General features: G+C 69.7%; 12 protein-coding genes. 9 read left to right on the forward strand and 3 right to left on the reverse strand.

Annotated features, from left to right (window positions below; all coding sequences use genetic code 11):
• Positions 1-32 precede the first annotated feature (32 nt).
• The 8 genes from metH (at position 33) to ACTWPV_RS22505 (ending at position 11,313) form a co-directional block, all read left to right on the forward strand.
• The gene (gene metH / locus ACTWPV_RS22470) at positions 33-3,497 is read left to right on the forward strand and encodes a methionine synthase (RefSeq protein WP_443153261.1); all 3,465 of its coding nucleotides are present in this window, start codon (positions 33-35) and stop codon (positions 3,495-3,497) included.
• 129 nt (positions 3,498-3,626) lie between these two features.
• Positions 3,627-4,280 (forward strand): HAD family hydrolase, encoded by a 654-nt coding sequence (locus tag ACTWPV_RS22475; protein WP_443153262.1) that lies wholly within the window; start codon positions 3,627-3,629, stop codon positions 4,278-4,280.
• A gap of 106 nt (positions 4,281-4,386) precedes the next feature.
• Positions 4,387-4,878: a cellulose synthase gene (locus ACTWPV_RS22480; RefSeq protein WP_443153263.1), complete on the forward strand. Its 492-nt coding sequence runs from the start codon at positions 4,387-4,389 to the stop codon at positions 4,876-4,878.
• Between the two features lie 228 nt (positions 4,879-5,106).
• Positions 5,107-6,099 (forward strand): ABC transporter permease, encoded by a 993-nt coding sequence (locus ACTWPV_RS22485; RefSeq protein ID WP_443153264.1) that lies wholly within the window; start codon positions 5,107-5,109, stop codon positions 6,097-6,099.
• A 48-nt stretch (positions 6,100-6,147) separates the two neighbouring features.
• Complete coding sequence (locus ACTWPV_RS22490; protein WP_347644614.1) at positions 6,148-7,908, forward strand: ABC transporter substrate-binding protein; 1,761 nt, start codon at positions 6,148-6,150, stop codon at positions 7,906-7,908.
• Positions 7,909-7,992: 84 nt separating this feature from the next.
• A complete protein-coding gene (locus ACTWPV_RS22495; RefSeq protein WP_347644613.1) occupies positions 7,993-9,006 on the forward strand; it encodes an ABC transporter permease in 1,014 nt (337 codons plus the stop codon).
• Positions 9,003-10,028: an ABC transporter ATP-binding protein gene (locus tag ACTWPV_RS22500; RefSeq protein WP_347644612.1), complete on the forward strand. Its 1,026-nt coding sequence runs from the start codon at positions 9,003-9,005 to the stop codon at positions 10,026-10,028. Before ACTWPV_RS22495 ends, ACTWPV_RS22500 begins: the two co-directional genes overlap by 4 nt.
• A gap of 250 nt (positions 10,029-10,278) precedes the next feature.
• A complete protein-coding gene (locus ACTWPV_RS22505) occupies positions 10,279-11,313 on the forward strand; it encodes an ABC transporter ATP-binding protein (protein WP_443153265.1) in 1,035 nt (344 codons plus the stop codon).
• Between the two features lie 248 nt (positions 11,314-11,561).
• On the opposite strand, the gene ACTWPV_RS22510 is transcribed toward ACTWPV_RS22505, so the two are convergent.
• The 3 genes from ACTWPV_RS22510 to ACTWPV_RS22520 all read right to left on the reverse strand — a co-directional run bounded on the left by ACTWPV_RS22510 (position 11,562) and on the right by ACTWPV_RS22520 (position 14,419).
• Positions 11,562-12,245 carry a response regulator transcription factor gene (locus ACTWPV_RS22510; RefSeq protein WP_347644610.1) on the reverse strand — a complete coding sequence of 228 codons (684 nt, stop codon included), beginning with the start codon at positions 12,243-12,245 and terminating at the stop codon, positions 11,562-11,564.
• Positions 12,242-13,417, reverse strand: coding sequence for a sensor histidine kinase (locus ACTWPV_RS22515; protein ID WP_443153266.1), 1,176 nt, complete (start codon positions 13,415-13,417; stop codon positions 12,242-12,244). The genes ACTWPV_RS22510 and ACTWPV_RS22515 overlap by 4 nt, the downstream gene beginning before the upstream one ends.
• 141 nt (positions 13,418-13,558) lie before the next feature.
• Positions 13,559-14,419, reverse strand: coding sequence for a RecB family exonuclease (locus tag ACTWPV_RS22520; protein ID WP_443153267.1), 861 nt, complete (start codon positions 14,417-14,419; stop codon positions 13,559-13,561).
• Between the two features lie 186 nt (positions 14,420-14,605).
• Here ACTWPV_RS22520 and ACTWPV_RS22525 point away from each other — a divergent pair, with 186 nt between their 5' ends.
• Complete coding sequence (locus tag ACTWPV_RS22525) at positions 14,606-15,742, forward strand: site-2 protease family protein (RefSeq protein WP_443153268.1); 1,137 nt, start codon at positions 14,606-14,608, stop codon at positions 15,740-15,742.
• The last annotated feature ends 293 nt before the right edge of the window (positions 15,743-16,035 follow it).

A 16,035-nucleotide genomic window follows, 5' to 3' on the forward strand; every position in this document is an offset into this window, starting at 1 on the left:
ATGGTTCAGGCACAGCCGATAAGCTTCACCTCATGAGCATCTCCCCGTCCTTCCGAGAAGTGTTGTCCCAGCGCGTCGTCGTCGCCGACGGGGCGATGGGCACGATGCTGCAGGCCCAGGACCCGACGCTCGACGATTTCCACGGCCACGAGGGCTGCAACGAGGTGCTCAATGTCACCCGGCCCGACATCGTCCGTGGCGTGCACGACGCCTATTTCGCCGTGGGCGTCGACTGCGTGGAGACCAACACCTTCGGCGCCAACCTGGCCGCGCTCGGCGAATACGACATCCCTGAGCGGGTCTTCGAATACTCCGAGGCCGGCGCCCGCATCGCGCGTGAGTCCGCCGACCACTGGTCCACGCCCGACCAGCCGAGGTTCGTGCTCGGCTCGATGGGCCCCGGCACCAAGCTGCCGACGCTGGGCCATCTGCCCTATGCCAGCCTGCGCGACGCCTACCGCGACAACGCCGCGGGCCTGATCGCCGGCGGCGCCGACGCCCTGATCGTCGAGACCTGCCAGGACCTGCTGCAGGTGAAGGCCGCCGTCATCGGCGCCAGGCGGGCCGTCGAAGACTCCGGCCGCGACGTGCCGATCATCGCCCAGGTGACGATCGAGACCAACGGCGCGATGCTGCTCGGCTCCGAGATCGGCGCCGCGCTGACCGCGATCGAGCCGCTCGGCGTCGACGTCGTCGGCCTCAACTGCGCGACCGGCCCCGCGGAGATGAGCGAGCACCTGCGCTACCTCGCCCGCCACTCGCGGCTCAAGCTCTCCTGCATGCCCAACGCCGGCCTGCCGGTGCTCACCTCCGACGGCGCCTACTACCCGCTCAGCGCGGAGGAGCTGGCCGGCGCGCACGACACCTTCACCGGCGACTACGGCCTGTCCCTGGTCGGCGGCTGCTGCGGCACCACGCCCGAGCACCTTCGCCAGGTCGTCGAGCGGGTCAGGGGCAAGCAGGCCGTCCAGCGCCGCCCCCACCCCGAGCCCGGCGCGTCCTCCCTCTACCAGACCGTGCCGTTCCGGCAGGACACCTCCTACCTCGCCATCGGGGAGCGGTGCAACACCAACGGCTCCAAGGTCTTCCGCGAGGCCATGCTGGAGGGCCGCTGGGACGACTGCGTCGAGATGGCCCGCAACCAGGCCCGCGACGGCGCCCACATGCTCGACCTGTGCGTCGACTACGTCGGGCGCGACGGCGCGGCCGACATGAAGGAGCTGGCCTTCCGCTTCGCCACCGCCTCCACGCTGCCGATCATGCTCGACTCGACCGAGCCCGCGGTGCTGCAGGCCGGTCTGGAGATGCTCGGCGGGCGCGCCGCCGTCAACTCCGTCAACTACGAGGACGGCGCGGGCCCCGACTCCCGCTTCCAGAAGATCATGCGCCTGGTGCGTGAGCACGGTTCGGCCGTGGTGGCGCTGACCATCGACGAGGAGGGCCAGGCCCGCACCGCCGACCGGAAGGTGGGCGTCGCCTGCCGCCTCATCGACGACCTGACCGCCAACTGGGGCATGCGGGTCGAGGACATCATCGTCGACTGCCTGACCTTCCCCATCGCCACGGGCCAGGAGGAGACCAGGCGCGACGGCCTGGAGACCATCGAGGCCATCCGCGAGCTCAAGCGCCGCCATCCGGGCGTGCAGACCACGCTGGGGCTGTCCAACATCAGCTTCGGCCTCAACCCCGCCGCCCGCATGGTGCTCAACTCGGTGTTCCTCAACGAGTGCGTCAACGCCGGGCTCGACTCCGCCATCGTGCACGCCTCCAAGATCCTGCCGATGGCCCGCATCCCCGACGAGCAGCGCCAGGTCGCGCTCGACATGGTCTACGACCGCCGGCGCGAAGGCTACGACCCGCTGCAGCGCTTCATGGACCTGTTCGAGGGCGTCGACGCCGCCGCCATGCGCGCGGGCAAGGCCGAGGAGCTGGCCGCGCTTCCGCTGTGGGAGCGGCTCAAGCGGCGCATCATCGACGGCGAGAAGAAGGGCCTCGAGGCCGACCTCGACGCCGCGCTGGAGCAGCGCCCCGCCCTGGAGATCATCAACGACGTGCTGCTCGACGGCATGAAGACCGTGGGCGAGCTGTTCGGGTCGGGGCAGATGCAGTTGCCGTTCGTGCTGCAGTCGGCCGAGGTGATGAAGTCGGCCGTCGCCTACCTCGAGCCCCACATGGAGCGGGTCGACGGTGAGACGAAGGGCCGCATCGTGCTGGCCACCGTCAAGGGCGACGTGCACGACATCGGAAAGAACCTCGTCGACATCATCCTGTCCAACAACGGCTACCAGGTGGTCAACCTCGGCATCAAGCAGCCGGTCTCGGCCATCCTGGAGGCCGCGGACGAGCACAAGGCCGACGTGGTGGGCATGTCGGGCCTGCTGGTCAAGTCGACGGTCATCATGAAGGAAAACCTGGAGGAGATGAACTCCAGGGGCCTGTCGGAGCGCTATCCCGTGCTGCTCGGCGGGGCCGCGCTCACCCGCGCCTACGTCGAGCAGGATCTGGCCGAGCTGTTCGCGGGCGAGGTGCGCTACGCCCGCGACGCGTTCGAGGGGCTGCGGCTCATGGACGCGTTCATGGCCGTCAAGCGCGGCGTCGCCGGAGCCACGCTGCCGCCGCTGCGCGAGCGGCGCGTCAAGACCGGCGCCGTGCTCACCCGCACGCCCGTCGAGGAGCTGCCGGCCCGCTCCGACGTGGCGGCGGACAACCCCGTGCCGTCGCCGCCGTTCCACGGCGACCGCGTCGTCAAGGGCGTCTCACTGGGCGACTACAGCGCCTTCCTCGACGAGCGGGCGCTGTTCCTCGGCCAGTGGGGGCTCAAGCCCGCCAGGGGCGGCCAGGGGCCCGGCTACGACGATCTGGTGGAGAGCGAGGGGCGGCCGCGGCTGCGCATGTGGCTCGATCGCATCCAGACCGAGGGCCTGCTGGAGGCGGCCGTCGTCTACGGCTATTTCCCGTGCGTCTCCGACGGCGACTCGCTGATCATCCTGGATGACGGCGGCGGCGAGCGCACCCGCTTCACGTTCCCGCGCCAGCGCCGCGACCGCTACCTGTGCCTGTCCGACTTCTTCCGCGGCAAGAGCTCCGGCGAGGTCGACGTGGTCGGCTTCCAGGTGGTCACCATGGGGCCGAAGATCGCCGAGGCCACCGCCGAGCTGTTCGCGAAGGACGCCTACCGCGACTACCTCGAGCTGCACGGCCTGTCGGTGCAGCTCACCGAGGCGCTGGCCGAATACTGGCACGCCAGGGTGCGCCAGGAGTGGGGGATCGGCGGGGACGAGTCGCTCGACGACATGCTCAAGGTCAACGTCCAGGGGTGCCGCTACTCGTTCGGCTACCCCGCCTGTCCCAACCTGGAGGACCAGCAGCAGCTGTTCCAGCTGCTCGATCCCGAGCGCATCGGGGTGACGCTGTCGGAGGAGTTCCAGCTCCACCCCGAGCAGGCCACCTCCGCGCTGGTCGCCCACCATCCCGAGGCGAAATACTTCAACGTCTGACCCGGTCCGGCGCCCACCGGTGGGAGCGGACTCACCGAGGGGCCCGGGCGCCGGCGAGGCGTGCCCGGAGACGGGAGCGGGGGAGGACGACGGCACATGGCGACCGAGCGCGCCGAACGGAGTGAGACGATGGACTTGCAGGCGGTCTTCTTCGACATGGACGGCCTGCTGGTCGACACCGAGAAGATCTGGCTCGAGATCGAGTCCGAGGTGATGGGCAGGCTCGGCGGCACGTGGACGCCCGACCACCAGGTGCACCTCCTGGGCGGGTCCATGGAGCGCGCGGTCGGCTACATGTTGTCCGCGTCCGGCTCCGGCGAGAGCGCCGCGACGGTGGGGCAGTGGATGGTCTCCGGCATGGTCGAGCGCCTCTCCGGAGGGGTGCGCGTGATGCCGGGCGCGTCCGAGCTGCTCGACGCGCTGCGCGACGAGGGCGTCCCGGTCGGGCTGGTCACCTCCTCGCTGGGGGAGATCGCCGACGCGGTGCTCAAGGGCGTCGGCCGCGACCGGTTCGACCTCGTGGTGACCGCCGACGACGTCGAGCGGACCAAACCCGACCCCGAGCCCTACCTGACGGCCGCGCGGCTGCTCGGCGTGCCGCCGGTCCGCTGCGTCGTCCTGGAGGACTCACCGAACGGCGTGGCGGCGGCCACCGCCGCCGGCTGCGCGGTGGTGGCGGTGCCCAGCCTGCTGCCGGTCGAGGCGGCGGCCGGCCGCCTGGTGGTCTCCTCCCTGGAGGAGGTCACGGTCGACCGCCTGAGGGGCCTCCTGCCCGGTGCCTGAGGGCTCAGGGCTCCGTCCCCTAGGGGAAATGTGGTTCTCGCGGAGGATGCCGTCCCGCGTTCGCGTGCCAGGATGGAGGCAGAGCCACAACGAGGGAGCGGGCAGGATGTCGTTTGATCAGATCGCTTGGCTGCCGCTGTGCGCCGGGGCGACCATCGCCGGGCTGGTGTTGAGTTTCCTGGCATTCCGGCGCAGGGGGGCCGCCTCCGGGCTGCGGCTGGCGGCGTGGGCGCTGCTGCCGGTGGCGGCCTATCTGACCGACGCGCTACGGTCGCTGTGGACCATCGGCGTCACCATCGTGGGCTTCGTGACCGGTCTGGTGTTCAACCCGCTCGTGTGGGCGGGAGTGGCCGTCGCGGGGCTGTCGGCGGTGCTCTTCGTCGTGTCCGGGGTGATGCGGGGCAGGAAGCTGAGGATCGTGGGGCGGCGGAAGAAGCCGTCCGCGGACGGCCAGCAGGAGCAATCCGTTCAGCCCGCAGCGAACAAGCCGGCCGTTTCCAGCAAACCGCAGCCCGCCGCGGCCGCCCCCAAGGCGGGCAAGCGCGACGACGACTTCTCCGACATCGAAGAGCTGCTGAAGCGCCGGGGCATCAGCTGATCCGGACGCTCTGTCACAGTTCCGAGACTCAACCGGGACGCAGGCTAGACATTGTCGTAAAGATCAATACGAATGAGTTTCGCATCAATCACAGATTAGCCACATAGCGGCCTGAGGGACTGGTCAGTGCAGCTCAGGCCATAGATCCTGCCTCCTGAGGTCGCGCGACTCGCGGTCTGAAGTCAATACTCCATAGACGCGTCGTCTGCTATCAGGGGGCAATCCGGCATGACCGCACCGCTTGACGTTTCCGGTTCCGCCGCAGAAGCGCAGCCGGAGTCGGTGCTCGCGGGAGCGGGCAAGGCCATCCAGGGCAGATCCCTCACGCGGATCGCCTGGACGCGGCTCAGGCGCGACAAGATCGCGCTTACCGGCGGCATCGTCGTCGTGCTGCTGATTCTCGTCGCGGTCTTCGCCTCGCCCATCATCGCCGTGTTCGGCCACCCGCCCCTGGAGTTCCACCAGGACCAGATCGACCAGAGCACGCTCCTGCCCAAGGGCGCGTTCGGCGGCATGAGCAGCGAATACCTGCTCGGCGTCGAGCCGATCAACGGCCGCGACATCTTCAGCCGCATCGTCGCCGGCGCGTGGATCTCGCTGCTGATCGGTTTCCTCGCCACGATGTTGTCGGTGCTCATCGGCACCACGCTGGGCGTCATCGCCGGCTACTTCGGCGGCTGGGTCGACCTGGTGATCGGCCGGCTGATGGACGTCTTCCTGGCCTTCCCCCTGCTGGTCTTCGCGATCGCGCTGGCGGGCGTCGTCCCCGACAAGGGCTTCGGCCTCGAGGGCAACGGCCTGCGGATCGCCATGATGATCTTCATCATCGGCTTCTTCAGCTGGCCCAGCATCGGCCGCATCGTCCGCGGGCAGACGCTCTCGCTGCGCGAGCGGGAGTTCGTCGACGCTTCGCGAAGCCTGGGGGCGCGCAACGGCTACATCCTGTTCCGCGAGATCCTGCCCAACCTGATGGCGCCGATCCTGGTCTACGCGACCCTGCTCATCCCGACCAACATCCTCTTCGAGGCGGCGCTCTCCTTCCTGGGGGTCGGCGTCAACCCGCCCACCCCGACCTGGGGAGGCATGCTCTCCGAGGCGGTCAGGTTCTACACGCTGCCGCACTTCGTGCTCTTCCCGGGGCTGGCGATCTTCGTTACCGTCCTTGCGTTCAACCTGTTCGGAGACGGGCTGCGGGACGCCTTCGACCCGCGGGCGCACTGATCTTCGCCAACGCTCCATCCCCATCTCACTCATCAAGGGGTTACGTCAATGAGAAGGAAAACCGCACTGGCAGGGGCCGCGACAGCGGCGCTCGCCCTGGTGCTCTCCGCATGCGGCGGAGGCGGCGGCACACAACAGCCCGCCGATTCGTCCTCCGGCGGCGCCGCGCAACCCGCGTTCAACGCCGGCCTCACCGAGGTGTTCAACCCCTCGACGAAGAAGGGCGGCACCCTCAAGGCCGCCCACTCCGCCGACTGGGACAGCCTCGACCCGGGTGACACCTACTACGGCTACTCGTTCAACTTCGGCCGCCTCTACTGGCGGACGCTGACGACGTACAAGCCGGGTCCCGGCCCCGACGGCAACACCGTCGTCCCCGACCTCGCCGAAGGGCTGGGCGAGCCGAGCGACGGCGGCAAGACCTGGACGTACAAGCTCAAGAGCGGCCTGAAGTTCGAGGACGGCACCCCGATCACGGCCAAGGACGTGGCCTACGCCGTGGCGCGCTCGTGGGACAAGAAGACCTTCCCGCACGGCCCCTCCTACCTCAACGAGCTGCTCGACTGGCCGAAGGACTTCAAGGGCGTCTACGACGACCCCGACGCCGACTACTCCTCGGCCGTAGAGGCGACCGACGACTCGACGGTGGTCTTCCACCTGAAGGAGCCGTTCGCGTCCATGGACTACGTCGTGCAGATGCCGATGACCGCCCCGGTTCCCAAGGACAAGGACACCGGCGCGAAATACAAGGAGAAGGTCGTCTCCTCGGGCCCGTACAAGTTCGAGACCAACGAGATCGGCAAGGGCTTCACGCTGGTGCGCAACGACCAGTGGGACCCGGCGACCGACCCCATCCGTCCCGCGCTGCCCGACCGGATCGAGGTCCAGGTCAACGTCAACGCCGACGACCTGGACAACCAGCTCATCGCCGGTGACGTCCACCTCGACATCCCCGGCACCGGCCTGCAGCCGGCCGCGCTGGGCAAGGTGCTGCCCGACCCCGCGCTGAAGGCGCGTACGGACAACCCCACCATCCCCAGGCTCTGGTACGTCTCGGTCATCCCCGACACGCCGCCGCTGGACAACATCGAGTGCCGCAAGGCGGTCATGTGGGCCGCCGACCGCGTCGCCAACCAGACCGCCTACGGAGGCGAGCTGGCCGGCGGCGAGATCGCCACGAACGTCCTGCCGCCGCCCATCGTCGGCCAGGAGAAGTTCGACCTGTACGCGACCCCGGGCAACAAGGGCGACGTCAACAAGGCCAAGCAGGCCCTCGCCGCCTGCGGCCAGCCGAACGGCTTCTCCACCACCATGACCTACCGCTCCGACCGTCCTCGCGAGAAGGCCCTGGCCGAGGCCATGGAGCAGGCGCTGGCCAAGGTCGGCATCAAGCTGACGCTCAAGGGCTTCCCCGGCTCCAGCTACTTCTCCGACTACGCCGGCAACGTCAACTACGTGAAGAAGAACGGCATCGGCCTGGCCGCCCACGGCTGGGGCTCCGACTGGCCTGACGGCTACGGCTTCCTGCAGGCCATCGTCGACAGCCGTACGATCCGCGACGCCGGCAACTACAACCTCAGCGTCAAGAACGACGAGGTCGACAAGCTGATCGACCAGGCCTCCGCCGAGCTCGACGACGCGGCCCGCGCCAAGCTCTGGGTCGAGGTCGACAAGAAGGTCATGGAAGACGCCTCCATCCTTCCGGTGGTCTGGGCCAAGTCGCTGCTCATGCGCGGCAAGGGCGTGACGAACGTCGCCTACAACGAGGGCCAGAGCATGTTCGACTACATCTTGCTCGGCGTCGAGTGACCGTGCGAGGTACGGGGATCTAGCGAAGGCAGGTGAAGGCAGAAGTGGCCTGCTCGGCGACGGGCAGGCCACTCGGCCGTAGCGGTGTTCACATACATCATCAAACGTGTCATCGGCGCGTTCGCCATGCTCATCGTCATCAGCATGGTCACCTTCGGCATCTTCTACGTCGTCCCCCAGTGGGCCGGCGCCTCGCCGGAGGCCATGGCGTCGCGTTACGTCGGGCGCGCCGCGACGCCGGAGACGGTGCACCTGGTGGCCGAGCGGCTGGGCTTCAACGATCCGGTGATCGTGCAGTACGGCAGGTTCGTCAAGGGCCTGGTGGCAGGAGCCGAGTACGACTACGGCGCCGGCGTCGAGCAGTGCCCCGCGCCCTGCTTCGGCTACTCCTTCATCAGCGGGCAGCCCGTCTGGCCCGACCTGCTGGACCGCATGCCGGTGACCTTCTCGCTGGCCATCGGAGCCGCCGTCCTCTGGGTGGTGGGCGGCGTCTGCGTGGGCGTGATCTCCGCGCTGCGCCGGGGCAGCTTCTTCGACCGCCTCTCCATGGGTGCCGCGCTGGCCGGCGTCTCGCTGCCGATCTTCTTCACCGGCATGGTCTCCCTGGTCGTCTTCAGCTACGGCCTGGGCTGGACCCCACCCGGCGGCGCCTGGACGGACATCTCCGTCAATCCAGCCCAATGGGCCTACAACCTGCTGCTGCCGTGGATCACGCTGGCGTTCCTGTTCGCCGCGACCTACGCCCGGCTCACCCGCGCCGGGATGCTGGAGACGATGGGCGAGGACTACATCCGCACCGCCAGGGCCAAGGGCCTGCACGAGCGCGAGGTCGTGGTCAAACACGGCCTGCGGGCCGCGCTGACGCCCATCCTGACCCTCTTCGGCATCGACTTCGGTCTGCTCATCGGCGGCGCCATCCTCACCGAGACCACCTATACTCTGCCCGGGCTCGGCCAGTTCGCCATCCTGGCGATCAGAAATCAGGACATGCCGCAGGTCATGGGCGTGGTGCTGGTCGCCGCGATGTTCGTGGTCGTGGCCAGCCTGATCGTCGACCTGCTCTATGCCGTGGTCGACCCGAGGGTGAGGTTGTCGTGAGCTTCCTTGACGTCAAGGACCTGAAGATCCATTTCCCGACCGACGACGGCCTGGTCAAGTCCGTCGACGGGCTGTCGTTCAGCGTCGATCGCGGCAAGACCCTGGGCATCGTGGGGGAGTCGGGCTCGGGCAAGAGCGTGACCAGCCTCGGCGTGCTCGGCCTGAACAGGGGCGGGCGGGCGCGGATCTCCGGAGAGATCTGGCTCGACGGCGAGGAGCTCAACAGCGCCTCGGCCGAGCACGTACGCGGGCTGCGCGGCAAGAAGATGGCGATGATCTTCCAGGATCCGCTGTCGTCCATGCACCCCTACTACACGGTCGGCCACCAGATCATCGAGGCCTACCGCATCCACAACGACGTCTCCAAGCAGGTGGCCCGCAAGCACGCCGTCGACATGCTCGGCCGGGTCGGCATCCCCGAGCCGGGAAGGCGCGTCGACAGCTACCCGCACGAGTTCTCCGGCGGCATGCGACAGCGCGCCATGATCGCCATGGCGCTCTCGTGCGACCCCGAGCTGCTCATCGCCGACGAGCCGACGACCGCTCTCGACGTGACCGTGCAGGCGCAGATCCTCGACCTGATGCGCGACCTGCAGCGCGAGTTCAACTCCGCGCTCATCATCATCACGCACGACCTCGGCGTGGTGGCGGAGCTGTCCAACGACATCCTCGTCATGTACGCGGGTAGATGCGTCGAATACGGCTCCACCGACGACATCTTCTACCGTCCCGAACACCCCTACACCTGGGGGCTGCTGGGCTCCATGCCCCGCCTCGACCGTGAACCCACCGAACGGCTGCTGCCGATCAAGGGCTCCCCGCCGTCGCTGATCAACGTGCCGGACGGCTGCGCCTTCCACCCCCGCTGCCCGTTCTCCGAGCGCACCGGGGGCAAGGCCGAGACCGAGGCGCCGGTGCTCGCCGAGACCGAGGGCGGCCACTTGGTGCGCTGCCACATGAGCCGGGACGAGCGGCGCACACTGTGGGAGGACGAGATCAAGCCCGCGCTGGAGACCTCGTGACATCCGCTCCGGCCCGCGAGGCCGAAGCATCCCCGACGAAGCCGGGCGGCGCGCGGGTCGCCACCCCGGCCCGCGCCTGGAAGGCTTCTCGCGCCGCCACACACCCCGAGGCGGTCGCGCTCGCCGGCGTCACCACTGACGCCGGTCACTCCGGGCCGCCGCGCCGACACGATCAGGAGAACGTCATGCCCTGGAGCCCTCTATTCGTTCGCCGCGCCAGGGGACGCGGTCGTCACGCGGGAGGTGCGCGATGACCGAGGCGAGCGACAACGAGCTGCTGCTTTCCGTCCAGAACGTCGAAAAGCACTTTCCCGTGACGAAGGGCCTGCTCAAAAGGCAGGTCGGCGCCGTCAAGGCGGTCGACGGGATCAGCTTCGACGTGGTCAAGGGCGAGACGCTCGGCCTGGTGGGCGAGTCGGGCTGCGGCAAGTCCACGACCGGGAGGTTGATCACCCGGCTGCTCGAGCCCACGGCCGGCAAGATCATCTTTGAGGGGGAGGACATCTCGCACATGTCGCAGGGCCGGCTCAGGCCGCTCCGCCGCGACATGCAGATGATCTTCCAGGACCCCTACTCGTCACTCAACCCCCGGCACACCGTCGGCGCCATCGTCGGCGCCCCCTTCCGCATCCAGGGCGTGCAGACCGAGAACGGCGTCAAGAAGGCCGTCCAGGACATCCTGGAGCTCGTCGGGCTCAGCCCCGAGCACTACAACCGCTACCCTCACGAGTTCTCCGGCGGGCAGCGGCAGCGCATCGGCATCGCCCGTACGCTCGCGCTCAGGCCCAAGCTGATCATCGCCGACGAGCCGGTCTCCGCGCTCGACGTCTCCATCCAGGCCCAGGTCGTCAACCTGCTCGAAGACCTGCAGAACGAGCTCGACCTGACCTACGTCGTGATCGCCCACGACCTGTCGGTGGTGCGCCACATCAGCGACCGGGTCGCCGTCATGTACCTGGGCAAGATCGTCGAGATCGCCGACCGCAAGCGCCTGTACAGCTCGCCGATGCACCCGTACACCAACGCCCTGCTGTCGGCGGTGCCGGTGCCCGACCCGAGAGGGAGGGCCGGCCGCGAGCGCATCCGGCTGACCGGCGACGTGCCGAGCCCGCTCAACCCGCCGCCCGCCTGCCGCTTCCACACCCGCTGCTGGAAGGCACAGGACATCTGCAAGCAGGTCGAGCCGCCGCTGGAGGAGCTGGCCAGCGGCCATCAGGTCGCCTGCCACTTCCCGGAGAACGCCCCGGAGGTCTCCGCGGCCCCCGCCGCGACCGAGGACGCCTGACACCGACCGGGCGCCGCGGCCCGGGTTCGGCGGCGATGCGTGCGCGGCCGCGACCGGGATCCCGCGCTCCTGACCCGGCGGCGCGGCACCCGGCGGGTTGCGGCGGCCGGGTTTCGTGGCGCCCGTGTCGGCGCGCGACGCCCGGCGGGGTCGATGCGGCCGCGGTGCGTGGCGTCCGTCCCGGTGCGGCGCTGAGATGCCGGACGCGGAGCGGCGCGTGAACCGGTCTCAGGGCAGGGGAGCGGGTGTCAGGGCATGGCGCCCGGTGTGATCAATCCCGTCTCGTACGCCAGGACCACGGCCTGCACCCGGTCGCGCAGCCCCAGCTTGGTCAGCACGTTGCCGACGTGCGTCTTCACCGTGGTCTCGCTCACCACGAGCTTGGCCGCGATCTCCGCGTTGGACATGCCCTTCGCGATCAGCCGCAGCACCTCCAGCTCCCGCTCGGTCAGCCGGTCGAGCCGTGCGGGGGTGGCCTGCTCGTGAGCGGGGGGCAGCCGCGTGGCGAACCGGTCGAGCAGCCGCCGCGTCACGCTGGGCGCCACGATCGCGTCGCCGGCCGCCACCACCCGGATGGCCTGCACCAGCTCGTCGGGCGGCACGTCCTTCAGCAGGAACCCGGAGGCGCCCGAGCGCAGCGCCTCCACGATGTACTCGTCCAGGTCGAACGTCGTCAGCACCAGCACTTTCGGCACGTGCGCCGACGGCGTCGCCTCCCGCACGATCCTGCGGGTGGCCTCGATGCCGTCGACCCCGGGCATCCGGATGTCCATGAGCACCACGTCGGGCAGCAGCGCCCGCGTCTGCTCCTGGGCGCCCTTGCCGTCGCCGGCCTGGCCCACCACCGTGATGTCGGGCTCGGCCTCGAGAATCAGGCGGAATCCCGTACGCAGCAGCGGCTGGTCGTCCACCAGCAGCACTCTGATCGTCATTGGCCGTCCTTCAACGGGAATCTCGCCCGCACTTCGAAACCGCCCCCGGGTAGCGGACCGACGCTGAGGATTCCACCATAGAGGGCAACCCTTTCACGAATGCCCACCAAACCATGACCGGGCCGAGCCGGCGCCCCGGCCGTGCCCCGGCCGTCGTCGGCCACGCGTACGTCCAGCTCGTGCGGCGCGTGCCGGACCGTCACCACCGCCTGCGTCCCGGCGCCCGCGTGCCGCATGCTGTTCGTCAGCCCTTCCTGGACCAGCCGATAGGCGGCCAGGTCGACCCCCGCGGGCAGCGGCGGCGGCTCGCCCTCGACGATCAGCCGCGTGGGCAGCCCCGCCTCACGCATCTGCTCGACCAGCGCGGGCAGGTCGTCCACGCCCGGCTGTGGCCCCAGCTCGGCGCGGGCGTCGGTGCGCAGCACGCCGACGATGTTGCGCATCTCGGACATGGCCATCCGGCCGGTGTGCTCGATCGCCGTCAGCGCCTCGCGAGCCAGGCCGGGGTCGGAGGACAGCACCTTGCGCGCCGCGGCGGCCTGCACGGTCATCACGCTGACGTGGTGGGCGACGACGTCGTGGAGCTCGCGGGCGATCCTCGACCGCTCCTCGGCCCGCGCGGCCCGCGTGTCGGCCGCGCGCGCCCGCTCCAGCCGCGCCGCACGGCCTCTCAGTTCCTCCCTGTAGGCCCGGCGCAACCGCAGGCTCCGGCCCGCGCCCCACACCGAGACCAGCACCATGGCCACCACGACGTGGTCGCTCAGGCTCGTGGCCATGGGCGGGCCCGCCGCGGCGCCCAGGGTGTAGGCCAGCACCGAGATCAGCAGCCCGCCCAGCGCCATCGCCAGGCCCCGGTTGGAGGCCACGGAATAGAGCAGCACCAGCCCGGACAGGCCCGGCACGCCGGTGCTGTAGCCGAACGCGGTCAGCAGCGTCTCCGGCACCAGCCCAACGGACAACGCCGCCAGCGGCCACCGCCTGCGCACGGTCACGGGGGCGCACGCCAGCAGCACCAGCAGCACACCGAACGGATCGGGCTCGCGCATGCCGTCGACCGCCAGGCCCCCGGACGGCAGCCGTCCAGGGTCGTAGAGAACGAACAGCGCCACCGAGGCCGCGGCCACCACCCCGGCGAGCACCGTGTCGTGGAACCTGGTTCGGTCTATCCGCACCGCTTCACTGTAGGCCCAGGCCAGAGCACGCAACCTCCTCCCTCGGGAGGATTAGCGCGCACACCCCGGCCACGCCGCGCCCCCAGGACGCGCGCTCAGAGCTCGCCGGTGGCCGATCGGCGGTGTCGTGGGCCCGCGCGCTCAGAGCTCGTCGGTGGCCGATCGGCGGCTGCTGCGGACCGTGTCGCCGGGCTTGCGGTCGGGAACCGGCGGCGGGGTGCCGCCGAACTCCGGGCACAGCGCCTGGTGGTCGCACCAGTCGCACAACCGGCTCCTGCGCGCCCGCCACTCGCCGGACCGCAGGGACCGCTCGATGGCCGCCCACAACGCCATGACCTTGCGCTCGGTGGCCAGCAGGTCGGCCTCGTCGGGCGCGTAGCGCAGCACCTCGCCCTTGCCCCCCAGGTAGACCAGCTGCAGCAGCCGCGGCACCTGCCCGCGCAGCCGCCACAGCACCAGGGCGTAGAACTTCATCTGAAATAACGCCTTGGCCTCGAAATCGGGCCCCGGCGCGCTGCCCGTCTTGTAGTCGACCACCCTGACCTCGCCGGTGGGCGCCACGTCGAGCCGGTCGACGTAGCCCCGCAGCATCAGCCCGCCGTCGAGCACCGCCTCGACGTAGAGCTCCCGCTCGGCGGGCTCCAGCCGCGTCGGATCCTCCAGCGTGAAATAGCGCTCCAGCATGCCGCGCGCCTGCGCCAGCCACTCGCCCTGCTCGGCCTCGTCGGCGAACATCTCGCCGTATTGCGGGTCGTCGTCGAGCAGCCGCCGCCACTGCGGCTCCAGCAGCTCAAGCGCCGCGCTCACCGAACGCCGCGGCGCCGGCAGGTCGTAGAGGCGCTCGAGGACGGCGTGCACCACCGTGCCCCGCACCGCCGCCTGCGACGGCTTCTCGGGCAACTGGTCGATCACCCGGAAACGGTAGAGCAGCGGACATGTCATGAAATCGCCCGCCCGGGACGGGGAGAGAGCTCCGATGATCGCCGGCTCGGTCAAGGTCATGCACCGCACTCTAGGTCAAGAGCCCGACAGAATAACGCCCGCGGAACGAGGATCACCTGATCCGGCGCGTAGCATCAAGGCAGCAACAGCACGTGCCGACGGGAAATCCGCGACACGGACCGTCGCCCGGCCCTCCGGCCGGGCGCGGCGACGGATGCCCCGGCGGCGAGGATGTCAAGGAGTGCGGTGAGCGAGCAGAGCCCGCGACAGGAGTTCTCCGGCCTTCGGATGGGAAAGCCGTTCGGCATTCCGGTTTACGTCTCGTGGACATGGTTCATCGTGGCGGCCTTCATCACCATGCTCGTCGGGCCGAGAATGCAGATCATGCTGCCCGAGCTGAACAGCACGGCCGCGTACGCCGTCGCGTTCGTGTTCGCGGTGCTGCTGTACGTCTCGGTGCTGCTGCACGAGCTCGCGCACAGCGTGCTGGCCAAGGCCTACGGCCTGCCGGTGCGGCGGATCACCCTCTACTTCCTCGGCGGCGTGTCGGAGATCGAGAAGGAGCCGCCGACGCCGGGCAAGGAGTTCCTGGTGGCCGCCGCGGGCCCCGCGCTCTCGCTCGGCCTGGGCGGGCTCGGGCTGGCCGCTGACATCTACGTGATCAACGACGGCGGCATCCCCGAGGCGCTCGTCTGGCAGCTGTGGGTGGCCAACCTCATCGTCGGCGTGTTCAACCTGCTGCCCGGGCTGCCCCTCGACGGCGGCAGGATGTTGCGCGCCGGCGTCTGGAAGCTCACCAAGAACCCCGGCTCAGGCACCATCGTGGCCGCGTGGGGCGGCCGGGTGCTGGCCGTGCTCCTCGTCGTCGTGCCGGTCGCGACGACGCTGTCCGACGGGCGCGAGCTCGATCTCACCGACCTGCTGTGGCCGATCGTGCTGGCCATGTTCATCTGGCTCGGCGCCAGCCAGTCGCTGCGCGTGGCCAAGATCCGGGCCAGGATCCCGCAGGTCAACGCCCGCACCCTCGCCCGAAGGGCCGTTCCCGTGGTCGCCGAGACGCCGCTGGCCGAGGCGCTGCGGCAGGCGGGCGAACGCCGGGCGGGGGCCATCGTCGTGGTCGACCACGACGGCAAACCCGTCGCCATCGTCAGCGAGGCCGCCGTCCAGGCCACGCCCGAGCACCGCCGCCCCTGGGTGAACGTCGCCTCCCTCGCCAAGTCGCTCGAGCCCGACATGGTGCTGGCCGCCGACCTCGAGGGTGAGCCTCTCATCGACGCCATGCGCGAGGCGCCGGGCAGCGAATATCTGCTCGTGGAGCACGGCGGCGAGATCTACGGCGTGCTGGCCACGGCCGACGTGAACCGGGTCTTCTCCGGCGTCTGATTTGTCCCACTCGTTTAAGCGGCAGCCCCCGGCTAGGGTCGTGTCCAGCAGTTTCGGGGTGGGCCGGAGCCGACTCTGGCGATTTCTGCGATCTGACGACTGGCCGATAGTGTGCTGGTTGGCCAGACTTGCACAGTTGAGGGGTTTGCCGCGGTCGACCGGTTCACCGAATCGAGACGAGGTGGCCGCGACGTGGCCTCGTCGTCGGGGTACGTATGGCTGGTGACCAGCACGGCAGTGCGGGTGCCGTAACACCGCCGGCTTCCGGGGAGGAGAGTTGAGTGACCGAGCGC

Origin of the sequence: Nonomuraea sp. KM88 (assembly GCF_052245635.1) — a bacterium.
Lineage (GTDB): Bacteria > Actinomycetota > Actinomycetes > Streptosporangiales > Streptosporangiaceae > Nonomuraea.

What these genes read in the sequence shown, in the direction of transcription:
- metH (WP_443153261.1), top strand. Translation starts at nt 33, where the DNA reads ATGAGCATCTCCCCGTCCTTCCGAGAAGTGTTGTCCCAGCGCGTCGTC.
- ACTWPV_RS22475 (WP_443153262.1), top strand. Translation starts at nt 3,627, where the DNA reads ATGGACTTGCAGGCGGTCTTCTTCGACATGGACGGCCTGCTGGTCGAC.
- ACTWPV_RS22480 (WP_443153263.1), top strand. Translation starts at nt 4,387, where the DNA reads ATGTCGTTTGATCAGATCGCTTGGCTGCCGCTGTGCGCCGGGGCGACC.
- ACTWPV_RS22485 (WP_443153264.1), top strand. Translation starts at nt 5,107, where the DNA reads ATGACCGCACCGCTTGACGTTTCCGGTTCCGCCGCAGAAGCGCAGCCG.
- ACTWPV_RS22490 (WP_347644614.1), top strand. Translation starts at nt 6,148, where the DNA reads ATGAGAAGGAAAACCGCACTGGCAGGGGCCGCGACAGCGGCGCTCGCC.
- ACTWPV_RS22505 (WP_443153265.1), top strand. Translation starts at nt 10,279, where the DNA reads ATGACCGAGGCGAGCGACAACGAGCTGCTGCTTTCCGTCCAGAACGTC.
- ACTWPV_RS22510 (WP_347644610.1), bottom strand. Translation starts at nt 12,245, where the DNA reads ATGACGATCAGAGTGCTGCTGGTGGACGACCAGCCGCTGCTGCGTACG.
- ACTWPV_RS22520 (WP_443153267.1), bottom strand. Translation starts at nt 14,419, where the DNA reads ATGACCTTGACCGAGCCGGCGATCATCGGAGCTCTCTCCCCGTCCCGG.